Source organism: Prevotella sp. KH2C16, from assembly GCF_900113305.1.
Lineage (GTDB): Bacteria > Bacteroidota > Bacteroidia > Bacteroidales > Bacteroidaceae > Prevotella.
In genome coordinates, this window is sequence record NZ_FOOW01000001.1 from 404057 (window position 1) to 420382 (window position 16326).

The 16326-nt window shown below is 52.0% G+C and carries 9 protein-coding genes; all 9 read right to left on the bottom strand.

The features are described 5' to 3' along the window. Positions 1–80 precede the first annotated feature (80 nt). The 9 genes from BM114_RS01610 to BM114_RS01650 all read right to left on the bottom strand — a co-directional run bounded on the left by BM114_RS01610 (position 81) and on the right by BM114_RS01650 (position 16302). Positions 81–497, bottom strand: a complete 417-nt coding sequence (locus BM114_RS01610; RefSeq protein WP_092109664.1) for a hypothetical protein — start codon at positions 495–497, stop codon at positions 81–83. A gap of 14 nt (positions 498–511) precedes the next feature. Further along, positions 512–2866: a glycoside hydrolase family 3 N-terminal domain-containing protein gene (locus BM114_RS01615; RefSeq protein WP_092109668.1), complete on the bottom strand. Its 2355-nt coding sequence runs from the start codon at positions 2864–2866 to the stop codon at positions 512–514. Continuing rightward, positions 2853–4769 (bottom strand): AAA domain-containing protein, encoded by a 1917-nt coding sequence (locus BM114_RS01620; protein ID WP_092109739.1) that lies wholly within the window; start codon positions 4767–4769, stop codon positions 2853–2855. Before BM114_RS01620 ends, BM114_RS01615 begins: the two co-directional genes overlap by 14 nt. A 375-nt stretch (positions 4770–5144) precedes the next feature. Continuing rightward, on the bottom strand, positions 5145–7964 hold the full coding sequence (locus BM114_RS01625; protein WP_092109671.1) for a M16 family metallopeptidase: 2820 nt from the start codon (positions 7962–7964) through the stop codon (positions 5145–5147). A 28-nt stretch (positions 7965–7992) separates the two neighbouring features. Further along, positions 7993–9093: a hypothetical protein gene (locus BM114_RS01630; RefSeq protein WP_255406385.1), complete on the bottom strand. Its 1101-nt coding sequence runs from the start codon at positions 9091–9093 to the stop codon at positions 7993–7995. A gap of 210 nt (positions 9094–9303) precedes the next feature. Then, on the bottom strand, positions 9304–10980 hold the full coding sequence (locus BM114_RS01635; protein WP_255406386.1) for a PKD-like family lipoprotein: 1677 nt from the start codon (positions 10978–10980) through the stop codon (positions 9304–9306). 22 nt (positions 10981–11002) lie between these two features. Next, a complete protein-coding gene (locus BM114_RS01640) occupies positions 11003–11773 on the bottom strand; it encodes a DUF4843 domain-containing protein (RefSeq protein ID WP_092109679.1) in 771 nt (256 codons plus the stop codon). A gap of 22 nt (positions 11774–11795) precedes the next feature. Beyond that, the gene (locus BM114_RS01645) at positions 11796–13400 is read right to left on the bottom strand and encodes a RagB/SusD family nutrient uptake outer membrane protein (protein WP_092109682.1); all 1605 of its coding nucleotides are present in this window, start codon (positions 13398–13400) and stop codon (positions 11796–11798) included. Between the two features lie 22 nt (positions 13401–13422). Next, positions 13423–16302, bottom strand: coding sequence for a SusC/RagA family TonB-linked outer membrane protein (locus tag BM114_RS01650; protein ID WP_092109684.1), 2880 nt, complete (start codon positions 16300–16302; stop codon positions 13423–13425). Between the last annotated feature and the right edge of the window lie 24 nt (positions 16303–16326).

The window sequence follows — 16326 nt, forward strand, 5'->3', positions numbered from 1 at the left end:
CAAAATCGCCGATTTCATCGGACAAAATCGCCGAAATTGTCGAACAAAATCGCCGATTTTTTCAGCCTTGAAGCCGTCTTTTACCCGGCCGCCTGTCCCTCGCCGTCTTGCCGGAGCATGCTCTTGATGTCGCGGATTTTCTGTTTTCGGGGCAGTGAGAACTCTTTGCTGTGGGCATCGATGTAATCGTAGAGCCGGAAGGCCTTGTCGAGAAAGAGGTCGCGGAGCGGCTTCATCTTGCAGGAGCCTTCGGTATACCAGAGCTCGGCAAGCATCTCCAGCTTCTGCATGCGCTGGTCTTCCTCCCATTCCTGGCGGGCGTAGTCGATGGCTTCCTCTACGGAGAAGTTGCGCAGCAGCGAGTAGTCGCCCACATACTGGCGGTAGAGTTCCTTGAAGTCTTCGTCGGTTCGCTGGTCGATGTCTTTCTCGAGGAAGCGCTGTAGGGCTGCCGCAAACTCCTCGATGATCCTGATGAAATAGTCGCGCTGTAGCATGTTGCTTTCCTTTATTAGTCGAGTGTGAGAGTGTCTTCCAACTTAATGTCCTGCGAACTCCGGCCTACCATGATTCTGAAGGTGCCGGGCTCTACGACGAACTTGTGCTGCAGACCCCACAGGGCGAAGTCGTGCGGCCGGAGCATGAAGGTTACGGTCTTGGTCTCGCCCGGCTCCAGATGGATGCGCTCGAAGCCTCGCAGCACCTTGGTGTATGCCGTTACGCTGCTCACCTCGTCGTGCAAGTAGAGCTGCGGAACCTCATCGCCGCCGCGGGCACCCGTGTTCTTGACCTCACAGGTTACCTTCACGCCTTCCTCCTGTTTCTGAATCTGAAGGTTGGAGTATTCGAATGTGGTATAACTCAACCCGTAGCCGAAGGGGTAGAGGGCGCCCCAGACCGATTTGCGAGCCTTCTCGTCAGACCCCGGCTTGAACGGGAAGTGGAACGGAATCTGCCCGACGCTCTTCGGAATGGTTACCGCAAGATGGCCTCCAGGGTTATAGTCGCCGAACAAGGCCTCGGCCACGGCCTGCCCCGTGAACTCTCCGGGATACCATCCGTGCAGGATGGCAGGGATGCTTCTTGCGGCAAAGTTGACGGTGCAGGCACGCCCGTCGAGCAATACGAGGACGACGGGAGTGCCCGTGTGGTAGACTGCTTCGAGGAGTTCCTCTTGTCTGCCGGGCAGGTTGAGGTCGGTGCGGGAGAGGCTTTCGCCCACAATCTGGTTGTTGCCTCCCAGCACGAGGATGGCCACATCGGCCTCCTTGGCGAGTGCCACAGCTTCGTCCAGGTCGGCTTTTTCTTTCTTCGACGGGGGAAATCCCACCAGTTCACTCTCCGGAAAGTGCGCGTCGAGGAGGTCGCATCCTTTCGCATAGCCGACCTCGGCACCGGGCATCAGACGGCGGACGGCCTCGTATACAGTGATGATGTTTGCCCCCCGGGCTCCGTAGCGGCTCACGAACTCGTCCTTCTCATTGGCATTCGGTCCGATGACGGCAATCTTCTTGAGCGACTTGCTCAAAGGAAGCAGGTTGCGTTCGTTCTTCAGGAGCACGAGCGACTGCCGTGCCGCCTCTAATGAAACCTTCTGAGCCTCGGCGTTTCTGACGGTCTTTCCGGCTTCCCGGGAATCGCCCCGGTAGGGATTGTCGAAAAGTCCGAGCCAGAATTTCACCCTCAGGATCTCCGCCACCCGCCTGTTCAGGGTCTCCTCGGAAATCTTTCCTGCTACGACGGCCTTCCTTAGCGGCTCGATATAAGATTCCGGTTGGGTGAAGTTGGTGCGGATATTCAGTCCCGCGTTCACCGCCAATGCCGCGGCATCCTCGTAGTCTGCCGCCACATGATGCTTATTATAAAGGTATTCCAGAGCCTCGCTGTCGGACACCACATAGCCGCGGAAGCCGAACTCATTGCGTAGCAATTCGGTGAGGAAATAGTAGCTGCCGGATATCGGCTCGCCGTTATAGTCGTTGTAGGAACTCATGATGCCGAGTGCCCCGCCTTCCTGCACAGCCCTGCGGAAGGGCTCGAGATAAAGCTCGTGCAGGGCTTGCTCGGTAATGTGGGGGTCGGTGCGGGTTCTGTCGTCGCGGCCTCCTACGGGACTGCTGTATGCCACATAGTGCTTGAGGGTGGACACTATGCGGTGTGCCTGAAGGCCCTTCACCATCTCGAGGCCGAGCTGTCCCACCAGATAGGCATCCTCCCCATAGGTCTCTACGCAGCGTCCCCAGCGCGGATCGGTGGCAATGTCGAGGATGGGCGAATAGATGTTGGTGTATCCGAGGATATTGGCTTCGGTGCCTTCTATGTCGGCAATCTTGCGAATCAGTTCCCGGTTCCAGGTCGCTCCCTGACCGCATTGAGCAGGGAAATAGGTTGCCTGATAGTGGCAGAGACCGTGTATGCCTTCGTTGGTGAAGTCTACGGGAATGCCGAGGCGTGTCTCTTCTACGAACCATCGCTGTATCTCGTGGATGGCTTCGACATGTTTCCGGGCATCGGTGCTGAGTGGGGTGAGCGGTGTTCCCACTCCGTTGTGCTCCTCGTCGATGTTGCCGATGCCGTCTTTCCATACCCGGGTCTTCCATTCCGCTGTCGGGAGGTCGTCCTTGAGGACGCGTCCGGAGCCGTAAAGGGTGGTCATCTGGCAGGTCTTCTCTTCCATGGTCATCTGCTGGAGGAGGTCGTTTACCCGGTCTTCTACGGGCATCTTGGGGTTCTCAAAGATGTTCATCTTGCCGTTTTTGTTGAAGTCAATCCATCCTTTATGATAGATTTTCTTGTTGCCGGCCTGTGTTCCTGCGCCCGTGAGGATGATGAGCGCAATGGTTGCCAGCCGTTTAGGATTCTTCATGGAGTGATAATATGTGTGTATAAAGTTTCTTATAGAAAGGGTGCTTGGTCAGCGTCTGGGCGTCTCCGAGGATGATGAGCTTCATGCGGGCACGGGTCATGGCCACATTCATGCGCCGCAGGTCGCGCAGGAATCCTATCTCGCCCTCGGCGTTGGAGCGCACGAGCGAGATGAGGATGATGTCCCGCTCCTGCCCTTGGAAGCCGTCTACGGTGTTCACGCCGATAAGCTTTCGGAAGGGCTTGAAGAACTCTCGCTGCTTGAGCAGGTGGCGCAGATACTGCACCTGGGCGCGATAAGGCGAGATGACTCCTACATCAATGTGCTCGTCGAGGATGCGCTGCTTGCCTATTTTGGTGAAGTAATCCTGAAGGGTACTTAGCGTGAGTTGGGCCTCCTGTCGGTTGATTCTTCCGAAAGACTCGCCCACGAATTCCTCTCCCCATCGCTGCCCCGGGGAGTCGGGGCTGGCCTCCGAAACCCCGGCCTCGGCCTGCCGCCATTCTATGGGGATATCATAGTCGAGTATGCCCCGGTATTTTATCTGGGGGGCACTCTCCACCTTGCCGTCGTAGAACCAGTTGCTGGAGAAGCGCATGATTTGTTCGTTCATGCGATACTGCACCCGCAGGAGCGTTACCACTTCGGGCTTGTTGTCCACGATGCGCTCCATGAGCGTCTTGCCGAGGCCTCCCTTCTGGGCGGCAATACTCTTCACGGTGGGCGGCAGCTGGCAGTGGTCGCCGGCGAGAATCACTCTCGACGCCTTGCGGATGGGTATCCAGCAGGCGGCCTCAAGGGCTTGTGCCGCCTCGTCAATGAAGAGCGTGCCGAACTTTTGCCCCTCCAGGAGCCGGTTGGCAGAGCCTACGAGGGTGGAGGCGACGACCCGGGCCTCTGCGAACAGCTCGCTGTTGATGCGGATCTCGAGTTCCGTGGCACGGCTTTTCAGTCGGTCGAGCTTCTGATGGAAACCTTCACTACGCCCCTTGCGCTGACTTCTCAACTCCCGTATGGCTTTCCTGATGGCCCACAGCTGCGGATAGTCGGGGTGCGACTCGAAGCGCCGCTCATAGGTAAAGCTCAGCATTTTGTCGTTCACCCGCGTTGGATTGCCGATGCGGAGCACATGGATGCCCCGGTCGACGAGCTTCTCCGAAATCCAGTCTACCGCCATATTGCTCTGCGCGCAGACGAGAACCTGGCTCTCGCGCATCAGCACTTCGTTGATGGCCTCTACCAGCGTGGTGGTCTTACCCGTGCCCGGAGGGCCGTGCACCACCATCACATCCTTGGCTCGGAGCACCTCGTTCACGGCTTTTTCCTGCGTAGGATTGAGCCAGGGAAACCGTATCGGCTCGAAGCTGAACCGCTCGGCTTTCTGCGCCTTGCTGTAGAAGAGGTCGCGGAGATAGGCCAGCCGGCTGCCCTTTGCCCGCATCACCCGGTCAAGGGCGTCGAACATCATCTTGTAGCTGGTCTCGTCAAAGAAGAGCTGCAGCCCCACTTGATCCTCGCAACTCTGTATGTCCACGAGGCTTCCATTGTCCGGAACCACCACAACCATGCGGTCGCCGTCTACATAGTTCACGGTTCCCGTGAGGCGGAAATATCGCAGTTCGCCCTCGTGGGAACACCTGAAGAAGACGACGGGACGCCCGAACTCAAAGTTGTGCTCGATGTCTTGGTCGGCGGTGCGGGTTACTTCCAGCGACAGCTGGTTCAGCGAATTATAGTAATTCCTGCCCACCTTGAGCGGAAACCAGGCATCACCGCGCTTCACCTTCCGCGCCAGCCCCATGGTCTCGGTCTGCTTGCGGAAGGCCTCTTTCTCGGCATTGTACTCCATCTGGAGCAACAGTCGCTGCTGCGTCAAGGCCTGTAGGGCTGAGGTTTCTGCCATATTCATTGAAACGAATGTCCAAAGGTAATCATTTTCGCCGATACTCGCAAGCGGCACGGGGAATTATTGGAATTGTTTTCTCTGCGACAGAGAGTCGTGTTTCGGGATGTCATAAGGGCACCTTTCGCTTCAAGATATGCGGGGATTGGAGGGCTGTGGATATAAGGAAAAGAGGAGTGTTAGGGTAGAATCTACCTTTGTCGGTGGAGTAAATCCAAACAAGGAGGGGGCTTGTTTTCGGTGTATGGGTCAGATACTTGGATGCCTTGGGTTGGCTTGGGGAAATCAAAGATGGGTGCGGGGAGAAGTGGATGAATGTAAATCCGCCTCCCTTCCCATGGCTAACGGGTAAAGGGAGGCGGATGTTCTGTAGCGTTATTCCTGAGGAAGCATGACTACGGAAATGCGGTTTCCGCTCTTCAGGATTTGTTTCATGAAGTCGCAGAGTCCCTGTTCGGTCTGGCTCTTGATAAGTTCCCGATAGTGGGTGTGAGCATCAATGCCATATTTTCGGTACATGCTGATGACTCCTTTCCAGTATCCGTTGGTCTTCAGGGCGTTGTCATAGTTCTTGAGCATATACTCCTTCACCTTTGCAAGCATCCCCGAATCGCAACTGCGGGTCATGTTCTCGGCTTCCTCCTTCATGATGCGGAGGGCTATGTCGGCCTTCTCCGGCTTCATGGGGCAGGTTGCCAAGAGGGTATAGTCGTGGTAGTCGCCCTCAAGAGTGGAGCCTCCCTCTGCCCCGCAGGAGTAGGCGGCACTGGCATCTTCGCGGATTTTCTTGAGATATACCATGCTCAGTATTTGCCCGATCATGCTCACCTTGATGGCATTGTCTATGCTATAGGGAATGTCGTTGGTATGCCAGAACATGTATGCCAGGGCCTTGGGAGTCTCCATCTTGCGATGGAAGGTGTTGTCGACGACTCCTTTTTGGAAAGAACTCGTAAGATGTCCCTTCTCCACCTTGCCCTTAACAGGTAGTGATCCCAGGTATTGGCATATGAGCGGGCGTAGCTTGGCCTCGTCGAAATCGCCGGTAAACATGAATGTCCATGCTGACGCATTGGCTGTGCGTTCCTTGGCAATCTGCAAGATACGGTCGTAATTGATGTCCTTTAAGTCGTCCATGAGTATGGGTTTCTTGCGGGGATTATGGCCGTAGACCGTAGCGGTGAGTGAGTCGTTGAAGATTGTCTCATGTGAAAGGTCCCGGTTCTTGAGCCCGATTTTCCAGGAATCCAGCAATGTTGTGAACGACTGCTCATCTTTCTTGATGTCGGTGAAGTAAAGGTAAATCAATTGCAGCATGGTTTCCAGATCCTTTTGTGATGAGGAACCGCCTATGCCCATGTATTTGTCGCCCATAGAGAGACGGGCATTGGCTATCTTTCCTGCCAATATCTTGGGCAGGTCCATGTTGGAGAACTTGCCGAGGCCGCTGATTCCGATGATGTTGTCGAATACGGCCAGGTTGGTGTAATCATTCTTTCCGTAGAGCGATTTTCCGCCCTGTCCTGTGCCGGAAAGGCTTATCTGGTCTTTTTTGAAGTCGGTTTTCTTGAGCACTACCGTAACGCCGTTGGATAGCTTTAGCTCCTTGTAGCCGAACATCTTTCCCTTCTTCTCTTTCACAATCTTGCCGGGCTTGGGCAATACCGGCAATAGCGGCTCGTCCTTCACCTTATCTATATAGGGGGTAAGTTCTGCCTTGCGTGCCTCATGTACGGCTTCGAGCAGGCTTTCGGTCGTGGGATATACATTGCCCTCCTTCTCGTTGTTGAAGTTCAGGATAACCATGTTGCGGTCGGTTTCGGGCAAGAGTTGGGGAATGATGTCGTTGATGCTCTGCAGGGGAATCTGCGGGATGAGCTGCTTCATGATTTGATAGTAATCCTCGAAGGCGGGGATGGGCTCATTGCTGAGGAAATTACCCTTGTAGTCTTCTGCAAACGAAGCGCTCTGGCGTTTGTCGCGATTGGCAAAAGTCTTGTCGAGGCTGCTGAGAACATTGGCCTTGGCACGGTCGTATTCTGCTTGGGTGAAACCGAATTTGGCCGCACGCCTTGCCTCTGTCAGGGCTGTCTGCAAGGCCATGGCCGTTTTGTCCATGCTCTTGGGAGTGGCGCTGATGGAGAAGGCATTCTTGGTTTTCGCGAAGATAAACGGCCCGTCGCCCGCCCTTGCGCCGATATACGGGCAGTCGGGATTGAGTGCGGCTTCGTAAAAACGGTCGTTCAGCATGCCCAAGGCTATGTTCTTTGTATAGTTGGCAATGATGTAGTCCATGTTTCCTTTCCGCGACTCCGGCCAGATTTCATGCTTGAAGAGGACCTCCACCACGCTGTTGGCCTGCTCTTTGTCCTTGTCTACGATGATGATGGGCTGCTCATTGTCGGGCACCTGCTCGTCTATGACGGGAGCCTGGTTGGCCGGGTTCTTGATGGGGGAGAAGAGTTTCTTGATCATGGCCTCGGTATGATCCACATCGATGTCGCCTACCACGATGATGCCTTGATTGGCCGGGTGATACCATTTCTCGTAGTAATCTCTTAATTCCTTATACTTGAAGTTATCCACTACACTCATCAGTCCGATGGGGAAGCGCACTCCATACTTGGAGCCGGAATAGACCGTGGGCAGGTTTCGCTCCAACATGCGGGAGTTGGCGCTGGTGCGCTCGCGCCATTCCTCATGGATGACGCCTCGTTCCTGGTCTATTTCCTTGGGGTCGAGGGTTAGGGCGCTGGCCCAGTCGTGGAGGATTAGCAGGCAAGAGTCTAATGCGCTCTGGCGGGTAGTGGGAACATTCGAGATGTTATAGACGGTTTGGTCTATGGATGTATAGGCATTCAGGTCAGCCCCGAACTTTACTCCCAAGGTCTCGCAATAGCGTATGAGGTCGTTTCCGGGAAAGTGCTTGGTGCCGTTGAAGCACATGTGTTCCAGAAAATGAGCCAGTCCGCGCTGGCTCTCCTCTTCCTGTATGGAACCCACTTTCTGGGCAATGTAGAAGTCGGCCCTATGTTCCGGCCAATTGTTGTAGCGTATGTAGTATTTCAGTCCGTTGCCCAAGGTTCCGATGCGTACGGCCGTGTCTACCGGTATCGGTGGCATCTGGGTTTGTGCCGGCATCTGGATGGATGCCAGCACAATTGCTCCCAGCAGTATTTTTCTTAGGTTTTTCATATTTTCATTGATTTAGGCAGGTAGGTTATTACTGTTTTGCGGGTGTGGTGAATTTCACTTGTTTAAGTTTTCCCCATTCTCCATTGACATTCTTTGCCATGGAGCAGGCAATGTAGGTGGTGTTGGGGGTAGAGTTCCATTGTGCCCTGTCTGTCTTGTACTGGTTCCAGTAAGGGTCGTTGGGAGCATCCGTCTGCAGCATCTTGATGACGCCGGCTTCGCCCATGTCAGGCTTGTTGAAGGCCTCTTCGGTAATGATAATGTCACGGTGCAGGGCAGCCTGGTCGTTGGGCGTATAGATTACAATCTGGTAATAGCCTGTACTCTCGCTGCCCCCGAACTCGCCAATCTGGATGTCGACGGCAGCCTCGCCCGGGCCTCCGAGCTTCTGTGTGGTAACCTTCACCTTGTCAATATCCAGAAAGACACCGTTCTTGTCCCATGGCAAAACACAGAGCTCATAGTCGGTGTTGGGAATCATGTCGCGCCATGTATTGATTCGCTCGGTGGTGTAGTTCTTGCCGCTGAATCGCTTGATCATGTCATAGGCATTGGAGAAACCCAATAAACGGCCGTGCTGCTCTACGGCCTTGTCCATGCTTCCAGCCTCAAACTGACAGAGGGCAAATCCTGCCACATCGGCGTTGGGGGTGAATTTCACGGAAACGCTGTCGGGACCTACTGACATGATTTGCCATGTCATCTTGGGTGCCCCGGCGGCTACGCGCTTGGGTGTGGTGAAATTCGTGCGGGTAACGAGGCCGGGATTGCCGTCCTTGTCGTAGGCCAGGGCCAGAAGCGTGTATTCCTTTTCAGGCAATATCACGAAACCGAAGTCGAGTAGGGAGGCGTTTTTGGTGTCGGCACTATGCTTTTGGGCTTTCTGGTTACTGAAATACTGAGCCAGGCTGCCGTCGCCGATGTGGGTGGCAATGTCGGCCGTGAAGAGTCCCAGGCAGTATGACTGGCAGAGCGGCGATTTCTTGAGGCTAAGCCCCATAGCCCCTTTCTTCTGTGCCTTGACGGTAATATCCACGGCCACGCGCTCGTCCTTGTGAGTAATGGCACTTGCCGTAACGAGAGAGGCAAACAGCAAAATTGTAATACCGATAAACTTTCTTATTCTCATGTTTGTGTCTTATTGTGTCGTAATGGTTAAACAGACGGCGATGCACCGGAATCCTTCAGCCTGGTTACTTGTAGTCAGTAAGAAGGTTACCGGCAGCCGGTAATACCGTTACTCGTTGTGTGTAACATCGTTGCCGGCTACTGGTAACTCAGCTAAAAGGTCTTGGCGCGCATCACGGTCTTTAATCTTTATATCTTAATTAATAGTCTTTTAATACATGTCAAGCGAAGGAAACGAGAGCCCCAGCTGTTTGATGCTGGCCACACGACCTCCTACATTATACTTTTCGACAAGTCTCGGTGCCTGTAGGGTCGTGGTGAGGTAAACCAGCACATCGCCGTTTTCACAGCCGATAACCAAGTGCATGTATCCCCCTCCCCAATAGCTGCTGCTACGGTCGTAGATCATGCTTGTGATTTTGGAGGTAATGCCCTCAAATGGCATCTCTTGGACGCTTACGGTGTAGGACCACGGACTCAGCACCTTCTTGATGCCGAAAACCTTGGTTCCTTCTGAAAAGAAGTCGTATTGGTTATAAGTATAAGGGTAGCGGAAGCGGTTGGTGGCTGCCGTGAGGAATACCGTCTCGTCGTTGAACAGGTGGTCTGGTATCTCATAGGGCCATGTATATGCTAATTGCGGTGCGCCGAGATTGCGGTTGTAGACATCTACGGTGAATGTGCCCACTATTGATTTCCCTCCGGTAGTGAAATATATCTGATACCAGCTATGATTATTATCACTAAAAGGAACGCTGTTCATTCCTGACATATAATAGACCTTGGTGTCTTCCGGCATATTCATGACGGGGGTATATGCCGGATTCCAGTCTGAACTGGTCAAGGCTTTCATAAAGCTGCGATAAGTGTTGGTCTCATTGTGCGGAAGGGATGTGGCTATGACGACCCGCCGGTTTTTCTCATCGTAGCAGGGAATGTTGGTAATACCCCAAAGCGTATGGCCGAACTTGGTAATCTTATAGCCTTTCTCGTCAAGGTAATAAGGTTCCGAGAGGAACTTGCCGCCGAGCCAGTTTTTGCCAGTCTGGCGGGTAAATACACGACCATCCTGAGTTGCCACCCAGGTAAATGCGGGATGGGTTCCGGAAGTCTCTTGGTCGCGGCGTGCGCTTACGAGGAAGTTCTGCGGGGTTCCGTCGGCAAACTGGGAACTGAGGTCCCATTCCTTTTTGAGGGTCGACGCATTGAAGACGGAGGCGTCTCCTTCTTTTGTGATAGCGGTAATGCTGCCTGTGGCACTCACATTCATAGCCATGGCTATGTCCAGTTCCTTTGGCGTTCCGGGAATATCTTCAGAGAAAGCTTTTTGGAATGAGTAGTTCTTGGTCAAAGAAGTGCCTTTGATATAGTTCAAACCGAGTACGGAGAGCGTCCCGACGGAAGGCTGTCCCTCCTTATTGGAATAGATGATGAAGTCGCCGCCGGTGATGGGGGCTTTGATTTGGATTGTCGTTCGTGCCTTGAAAGTAACCCCTGACTTCTTCTCTATGATGGAGAAGTCGCCGGATAAGTATGTTTCCGCAGACATGTATTCGGTAATCCCCATACGCTTCATCAGCTCTTCGGCCGGTACGGTCTCTTTGAGTTTGTCGCAGATGACACGGCCTTTGTAGGTCCATTCGTAGCGTACTTCTTCATTGCGCTTCAGAGAATCCTGGTTGCCCCAGTTGAAAGCCTTGGAGGCGTCGATGGTGATATCCTGCCCTCCTCGGCCGCTTATCCAAATTGCCTCCTTTTCTATGTTGATGAGCCATGTAGGTGGTTGCAGACTCTCATATTCATAGTTTCCGTCGTCACTGAAGCAGGAACTCAGAGCGAGAGGTATGAGCATCAGTGCGATTGCGTATTTTATTTCAAGTCTTTTCATGATGTCTTATATTTTAATGTAGTTATACATTTACTGTAATAGGAGTTCCGTCGGCTTCTTTTGCCTCGTCGGGATGCTCGTTGATCCATTGCTTGTATTTGCGTACGAGGGCGATAGCCTTGTACGGAGCTGTACGGAGCATCTCTGCGTTCAAGGTAGCAGCCCCGTCGATGTTGAGCAGGAAGAGTTTGTATTTCCTCGGAGTATAGTTTCCAAACAGATTGTTGGTAATCTCGGCATCCCACCATTCCGGTTTGATAGCATCCTTCATGAGGTGGATGACGGCGCGTGTGCGCTCGGTTTGTCCCAACAGGAGCGCTCCTTCTGGAATGAGTTCCAGGGTGAGTTTCAGGTATTCACCTTCTCCTAATTGTTCTATGCGATTTGTGCGGAACATCTTGACAGAAATGGTGTCGCGCTGATTCTTTGCCGTATCGTTCACATTGTGTGCCCGGAATACATAGCGGTCTTGGATTTCATATTCGTCTTTGGTGGCAGTTGTCATGCCGTCTTCTTCCACGACTTTCAGCCTAAACGGCATGTCATTGTCGAGTAAGCGGCCGGTCATGTTGACAACCAGTTTGACATCTATGGACTTGACATCATCTTTCTCAAAGAAGAAAGACGCATCGGTAGTCTCGGCGCGCTCCTTGCCAGGGGCTGCAGCATCCTTGTAGAACTTCTCAAAATAGATGTGATGCTCGTTTCCCCAGAGCTGCAGGTCTTCTTCTTGGCAGGCATTAAACAGGACGAGCAGGACAACAGATGACAGGATATATATTAACTTTTTCATTGTCTTATATGTTTACTTTGGGTTATCGGTTTTCATCTGTGGGTATTGGTAGTACACTCTCAGCTGTAGTGAACGGTCTTGATGAGCCGTCGTCGCGCTTCACATTAGCCTGCAAGCGTTTGTAGAGATAGAAGAGCTGCCCTTCGCTGATCCATTCACGCTGTCCCTCGCGTACCAGGTCTTTTATGAAATCTGCCATAGAACTTTTTACTGCCAACTGGTTGTCGGTTATGCCGCGTTTGGCTCTCATGGTGTTCAGTATTTCATAGGCTGCCGCAAAGTTGCCGTTTCTGGCTTCGCATTCCGCGATGATGTATCTCAATTCAGAGGTTCGCAGTAAGGGAAGTATGGTAACGGTGTTGTCGCGCTCTTTCGTATCTTTCTCTTTTACATACCACTTTGTAGACAGATAGGTTGCCCATGAACTGTTAGGCTCATAGATTAGGCGAGTGCGCCGGATGTCTTTTTGCGAATCATCGCTGCCATCGGTATTCTTAAAGATGTCTTGTCCTTCTAAGTTTACGATGAAGACATTGTTCTCTGCTTGCTGTAAGCTCCGAGGAAAATATTTATCGAGATTGACATCTGTAATTTCCTTCTCGTTGTAAACTCCCATGATCAGGTTGTCTACCATACGAATGTCGCTCATCTCTTCGGGCTGCTCCTGGTATGTGAACGCAAAACTCTCCTCCTTGAACGGATGGAATGTAGCGGAGTTGGCTCCATTAAACTGAACATTCAGCACTTCCTCCGCATAAGCTTTAGCCTTTGTCAGGTCTCCTTGCTCATAGGTGGCGTTATATTGATAAGCCCTTGACAGCAAGGCTGTAATAGCCCAATAGGAGAATCTGTAGCCACGGCCGAGGAGAAACTCGTCGAGATTTTCTTTTGTGGTATAGCCTTCCATGTTTGGCTGGAGATCGTTGTAAAACCGAGCCCTGCCCGTTGCACTGGCACTTTGTCCGAGTGGAGAGTCATCGTATGGCTTCACCAATGTGCGTGCCTCCTCAAGGTCCTCTATGATCTTAGCTATGGTCTCCTTTACGGTGAGGTGTTGTCCGCGTGTTTCGGGGAAGGTGGTGATGTAGGGGATATGAGGTTTGTTGTCGTCGTCGGCAGGTGCCGGGGCAAAGAGTCTCAATAAGTCGAAATGCAGGAAGGCCCGGCACGCCTTGGCTTCTCCGAGTATCAGGTTTTTCTCCATCTCTCCGTTTGAGAACTTGTCGTTAGGCTCATCCTGGATTCTGTTTATGAGGTTGTTGGCTTGGGCAATCGTGTTGTATGCGTGAAGCCATATTTTATCAATAAGAGGAAGCAAGTCAGGATTATTGTAATCTCGTTTGCCGGCTGCAATATAAACAGGGTCTTTCAGTTTATTGGTACCTACATTGATATCGTATTGATTGGAAAAGAAATCGACCATGCCGAACTGTAGTTCAAAGCCATACAGGGTTCGCGATGCCATTTTCTTGTATAAGCCATGCAAGTCCAAACGATAACCGTCGCCGATTGCAGACAGCTCTCCCTTGGTAAACTGGCCGTCTACTGGAACATCGAGCCAGTCGTTGCATCCTGTCGTGAACAGGAGTAGGCCCGACAATATACCTATATATAATTTATGCTTCATATTTTTAGTGTTATTTCGTATGTTAATAACTTGCACGCAGACTGATACTATAGGTGTGAGCATAAGGATAAGAAAGTCCTCGCTCTTGCTTGATAGAACTCCATCGTGCCAGATCGGACGCGTTGAAGGATACGGAGAGTGCGCTGAGCTTGAGCTTGGAAACGAACTTTCGTCCGAAATCGTATCCGATGGCGATACTGTTGAAGTATATATGATTATCGTTCTGCACAAAGCGCGATGAGGGTTTGGTAGCCTTTCTTTCGCCGAGTCCATAGAACGGAGCCACATCTCCCACCTTGCGCCAACGGTCAGTAATGACGCGTCGGTCTACATTTGAATTCTTAATATCGGCGTTTTCCACTTTTTCAAGTAGTGTCTGGTTGTATTGCTGTCCGCCGAAAGCGTAGAGGAACGAGGCGTTTACATATAGTCCCTTGTAGGCGACATTGAGTCCGAAAGACCCCTGTGCATCGGGATTCGTATCTCCGCAAACTACCATGTCTGAAGCATTCCACTCCTTGGTGATGGTGCCGTCTTTCTTCCTGAATATCTCCACTCCGCTGGCCGGGTCGATACCCAGGGATGGCATCGCATAGATGGCGGAGGTAGAAGCCCCGACATAATACTGTATCAGCGGGCGGTTCTGCAGATTTTTATATTGCGGGTTTTCCGCATCGTAGTTGTCGCGAATCTTCTTATTGTATTCTTCGATAGCTTCATCAAGCTTCGAAATCTTGTTGGAGTTGGAAGCCATGTTAGCATTGACCACTACTGACCAGTCGCGATTGCGGAACAAGGTTACATTGGTCTTCAATTCAAATCCCTTGTTGACGATGGAACCTACATTGCCATTATAGGATGTGAATCCTGAAGACGGACGGATGGCAATCCGGTCAATCATGCCGTCGGTAGTCTTGCGGTAGTAGTTGGCTTCAATATAGAATCTGTTTTTGAAAAATTCAGCCATGATACCGAAGTCCAGGGTCTTTGTGGTTTCCCATGAGAGCCTTGGGTTGCCCATGGTGTTGAGGAGTACGGCCGGCCCCGTATAGTACCAAGAGCTTGAGTCTATAATGTAACTGCTGATTACATCGAAGCGAGAGAAGTTCACTTTACCCGTGCTTCCATAGGTACCTCTCAGGCGGAGGGTGTTAATCCATGGGATATTCTTTATGAACTTATAGTTGTGCATGTTCAAGCCGAGGCCGATAGAGGCGAACGGGGCGAAACGCTTGTCCTTACCGAACTGTGAGGAACCGTCGAGGCGGAACGAAGCGTCTAACAGGTATATCTCGTCAAAAGTATAGTTAAGCGATCCTAATACGCCGAAAAGGCGTGTCGTGGACTTTGTGTCTTGTGTCTTGTTGGGCTGCTGTGCGGAGTAGATTGGGTCGCTCAAGACGCCGAGACTGAAGCCTTCCTGAGTATAGGAAACGCGACTGTCCTTGGTCTCCTGTGCGTCTACACCTCCCGTCAGGTTCACGAAATGCTTTCCGAATCGTTGGTTGAAATAAAGCAGGGCTTTGGCATTCCACTTCAGGCGGGTGTCTCCCGATGTGGCGAGCGAACCTTTGCGGTTGTTAGGCAGGTTCTTGAACGAAGGATCCTTGGGATCGCGGAAAGTCTTGCTGTCGGTCTTTACTTGGCTGATGCTGAATGTACTGCGTAGGTAGAAGTTCTGCGTGAAGTGAATGTTAATCATGAAATTGTCGGTGATGTCGGTAATTCCTCCTCGTCCAGTGTAGCTTTGCAGGTGTTGTTCCTGCCAGAGTGGGTTTACCTTATCCGACATCGGTAACATTTGCAGATATTCCCCGTCCTCTCCGTAGATGGCGTCGTAGGGAAGCTTCGTGGAGTAATCGTTGAAGTATCCGTAGGGAGAATCCTCGTAGTTGGTACGGTCGAGGCTTACCTTATTCTGTATCTGCAGCCAGTTGCGCAACCGGTAGTCGAGTGTCATGCCTGCGCCGTAACGATTTCTCTGGGAGCCTTTCATGACTCCGGAGTTCTTGTCATAGTTCAGGTTGAGCATATATCTTATGGATTCCACACCACCCGACACCTGAACATCGTTACGCCAGTTGTATGCATTGCGCAACGGGCGAGCCAGCCAGTCTGTGTTGACACCCCTGCGTACTTCATTCAACTTCTTGTTGTATTGCCTTTCAAGGTCGATGGTTGCCACATCAAAAGTACCTATATATATTCCCGCGTCTTTCTCCACCTGCAGTTTCTCGGCAGCGTTGGCAAGGTTATAGTCCGAGAGGTCGGGGAAGGTAAGTTCCATGGTGGTGTTATAGTCTATGCGTATCTCGCCGGCTTTTGGAGCCACGGTGGTAACCACGATGACGCCATTGGCCGCCCGTGAACCGTAGAGAGCGGTGGCAGCGGCATCTTTCAGGATTGTCATGCTTTGTATGCGGTTGATGTCCATATCGTAAATCTTCTGTACATCCACCTCAAATCCATCGAGCATGAAGATTGGCATGTTAGGGTTATCGCGCAGATTCGTACGCTGTGTGAGCCGTTGGTTCTCTACATCCAGTCCCCTTTCTTGCGAGATACTCGATGCTCCGCGGATGTTGATTTCATGCATCTGGTTAGGATCTGATCCGAATCCGAGGTTGTCTAAGATGCGGAATGAGGGGTCGAATACCTGCAGTGCCTTTACGGCATCCTTGGTGTTGGCTTTCTGTAAATCCTCTTTCGTAACGATGGTTGCATTACCCGTAAAGCTGTTTTTCTTTAGTTCTTGGAATCCGGTTACCACGACTTGGTCTAACTGCGTGGCGTTCTCTTCCAGATAGATGTTGAAGTTGCGCTTCTTTCCCACCGTGAATTCTTTCGGCTTATAGCCGATGTAGGTTACCTGGAATACGCGAGTTCGGGATAAGAAAAGCATTATAAAAGTTGGTAATCTCGCCAA

Excerpts from the sequence above, each read along its gene's own strand:
- BM114_RS01610 (WP_092109664.1), bottom strand. The coding sequence starts at position 497 with ATGCTACAGCGCGACTATTTCATCAGGATCATCGAGGAGTTTGCGGCA.
- BM114_RS01615 (WP_092109668.1), bottom strand. The coding sequence starts at position 2,866 with ATGAAGAATCCTAAACGGCTGGCAACCATTGCGCTCATCATCCTCACG.
- BM114_RS01620 (WP_092109739.1), bottom strand. The coding sequence starts at position 4,769 with ATGGCAGAAACCTCAGCCCTACAGGCCTTGACGCAGCAGCGACTGTTG.
- BM114_RS01625 (WP_092109671.1), bottom strand. The coding sequence starts at position 7,964 with ATGAAAAACCTAAGAAAAATACTGCTGGGAGCAATTGTGCTGGCATCC.
- BM114_RS01630 (WP_255406385.1), bottom strand. The coding sequence starts at position 9,093 with ATGAGAATAAGAAAGTTTATCGGTATTACAATTTTGCTGTTTGCCTCT.
- BM114_RS01635 (WP_255406386.1), bottom strand. The coding sequence starts at position 10,980 with ATGAAAAGACTTGAAATAAAATACGCAATCGCACTGATGCTCATACCT.
- BM114_RS01640 (WP_092109679.1), bottom strand. The coding sequence starts at position 11,773 with ATGAAAAAGTTAATATATATCCTGTCATCTGTTGTCCTGCTCGTCCTG.
- BM114_RS01645 (WP_092109682.1), bottom strand. The coding sequence starts at position 13,400 with ATGAAGCATAAATTATATATAGGTATATTGTCGGGCCTACTCCTGTTC.
- BM114_RS01650 (WP_092109684.1), bottom strand. The coding sequence starts at position 16,302 with ATGCTTTTCTTATCCCGAACTCGCGTATTCCAGGTAACCTACATCGGC.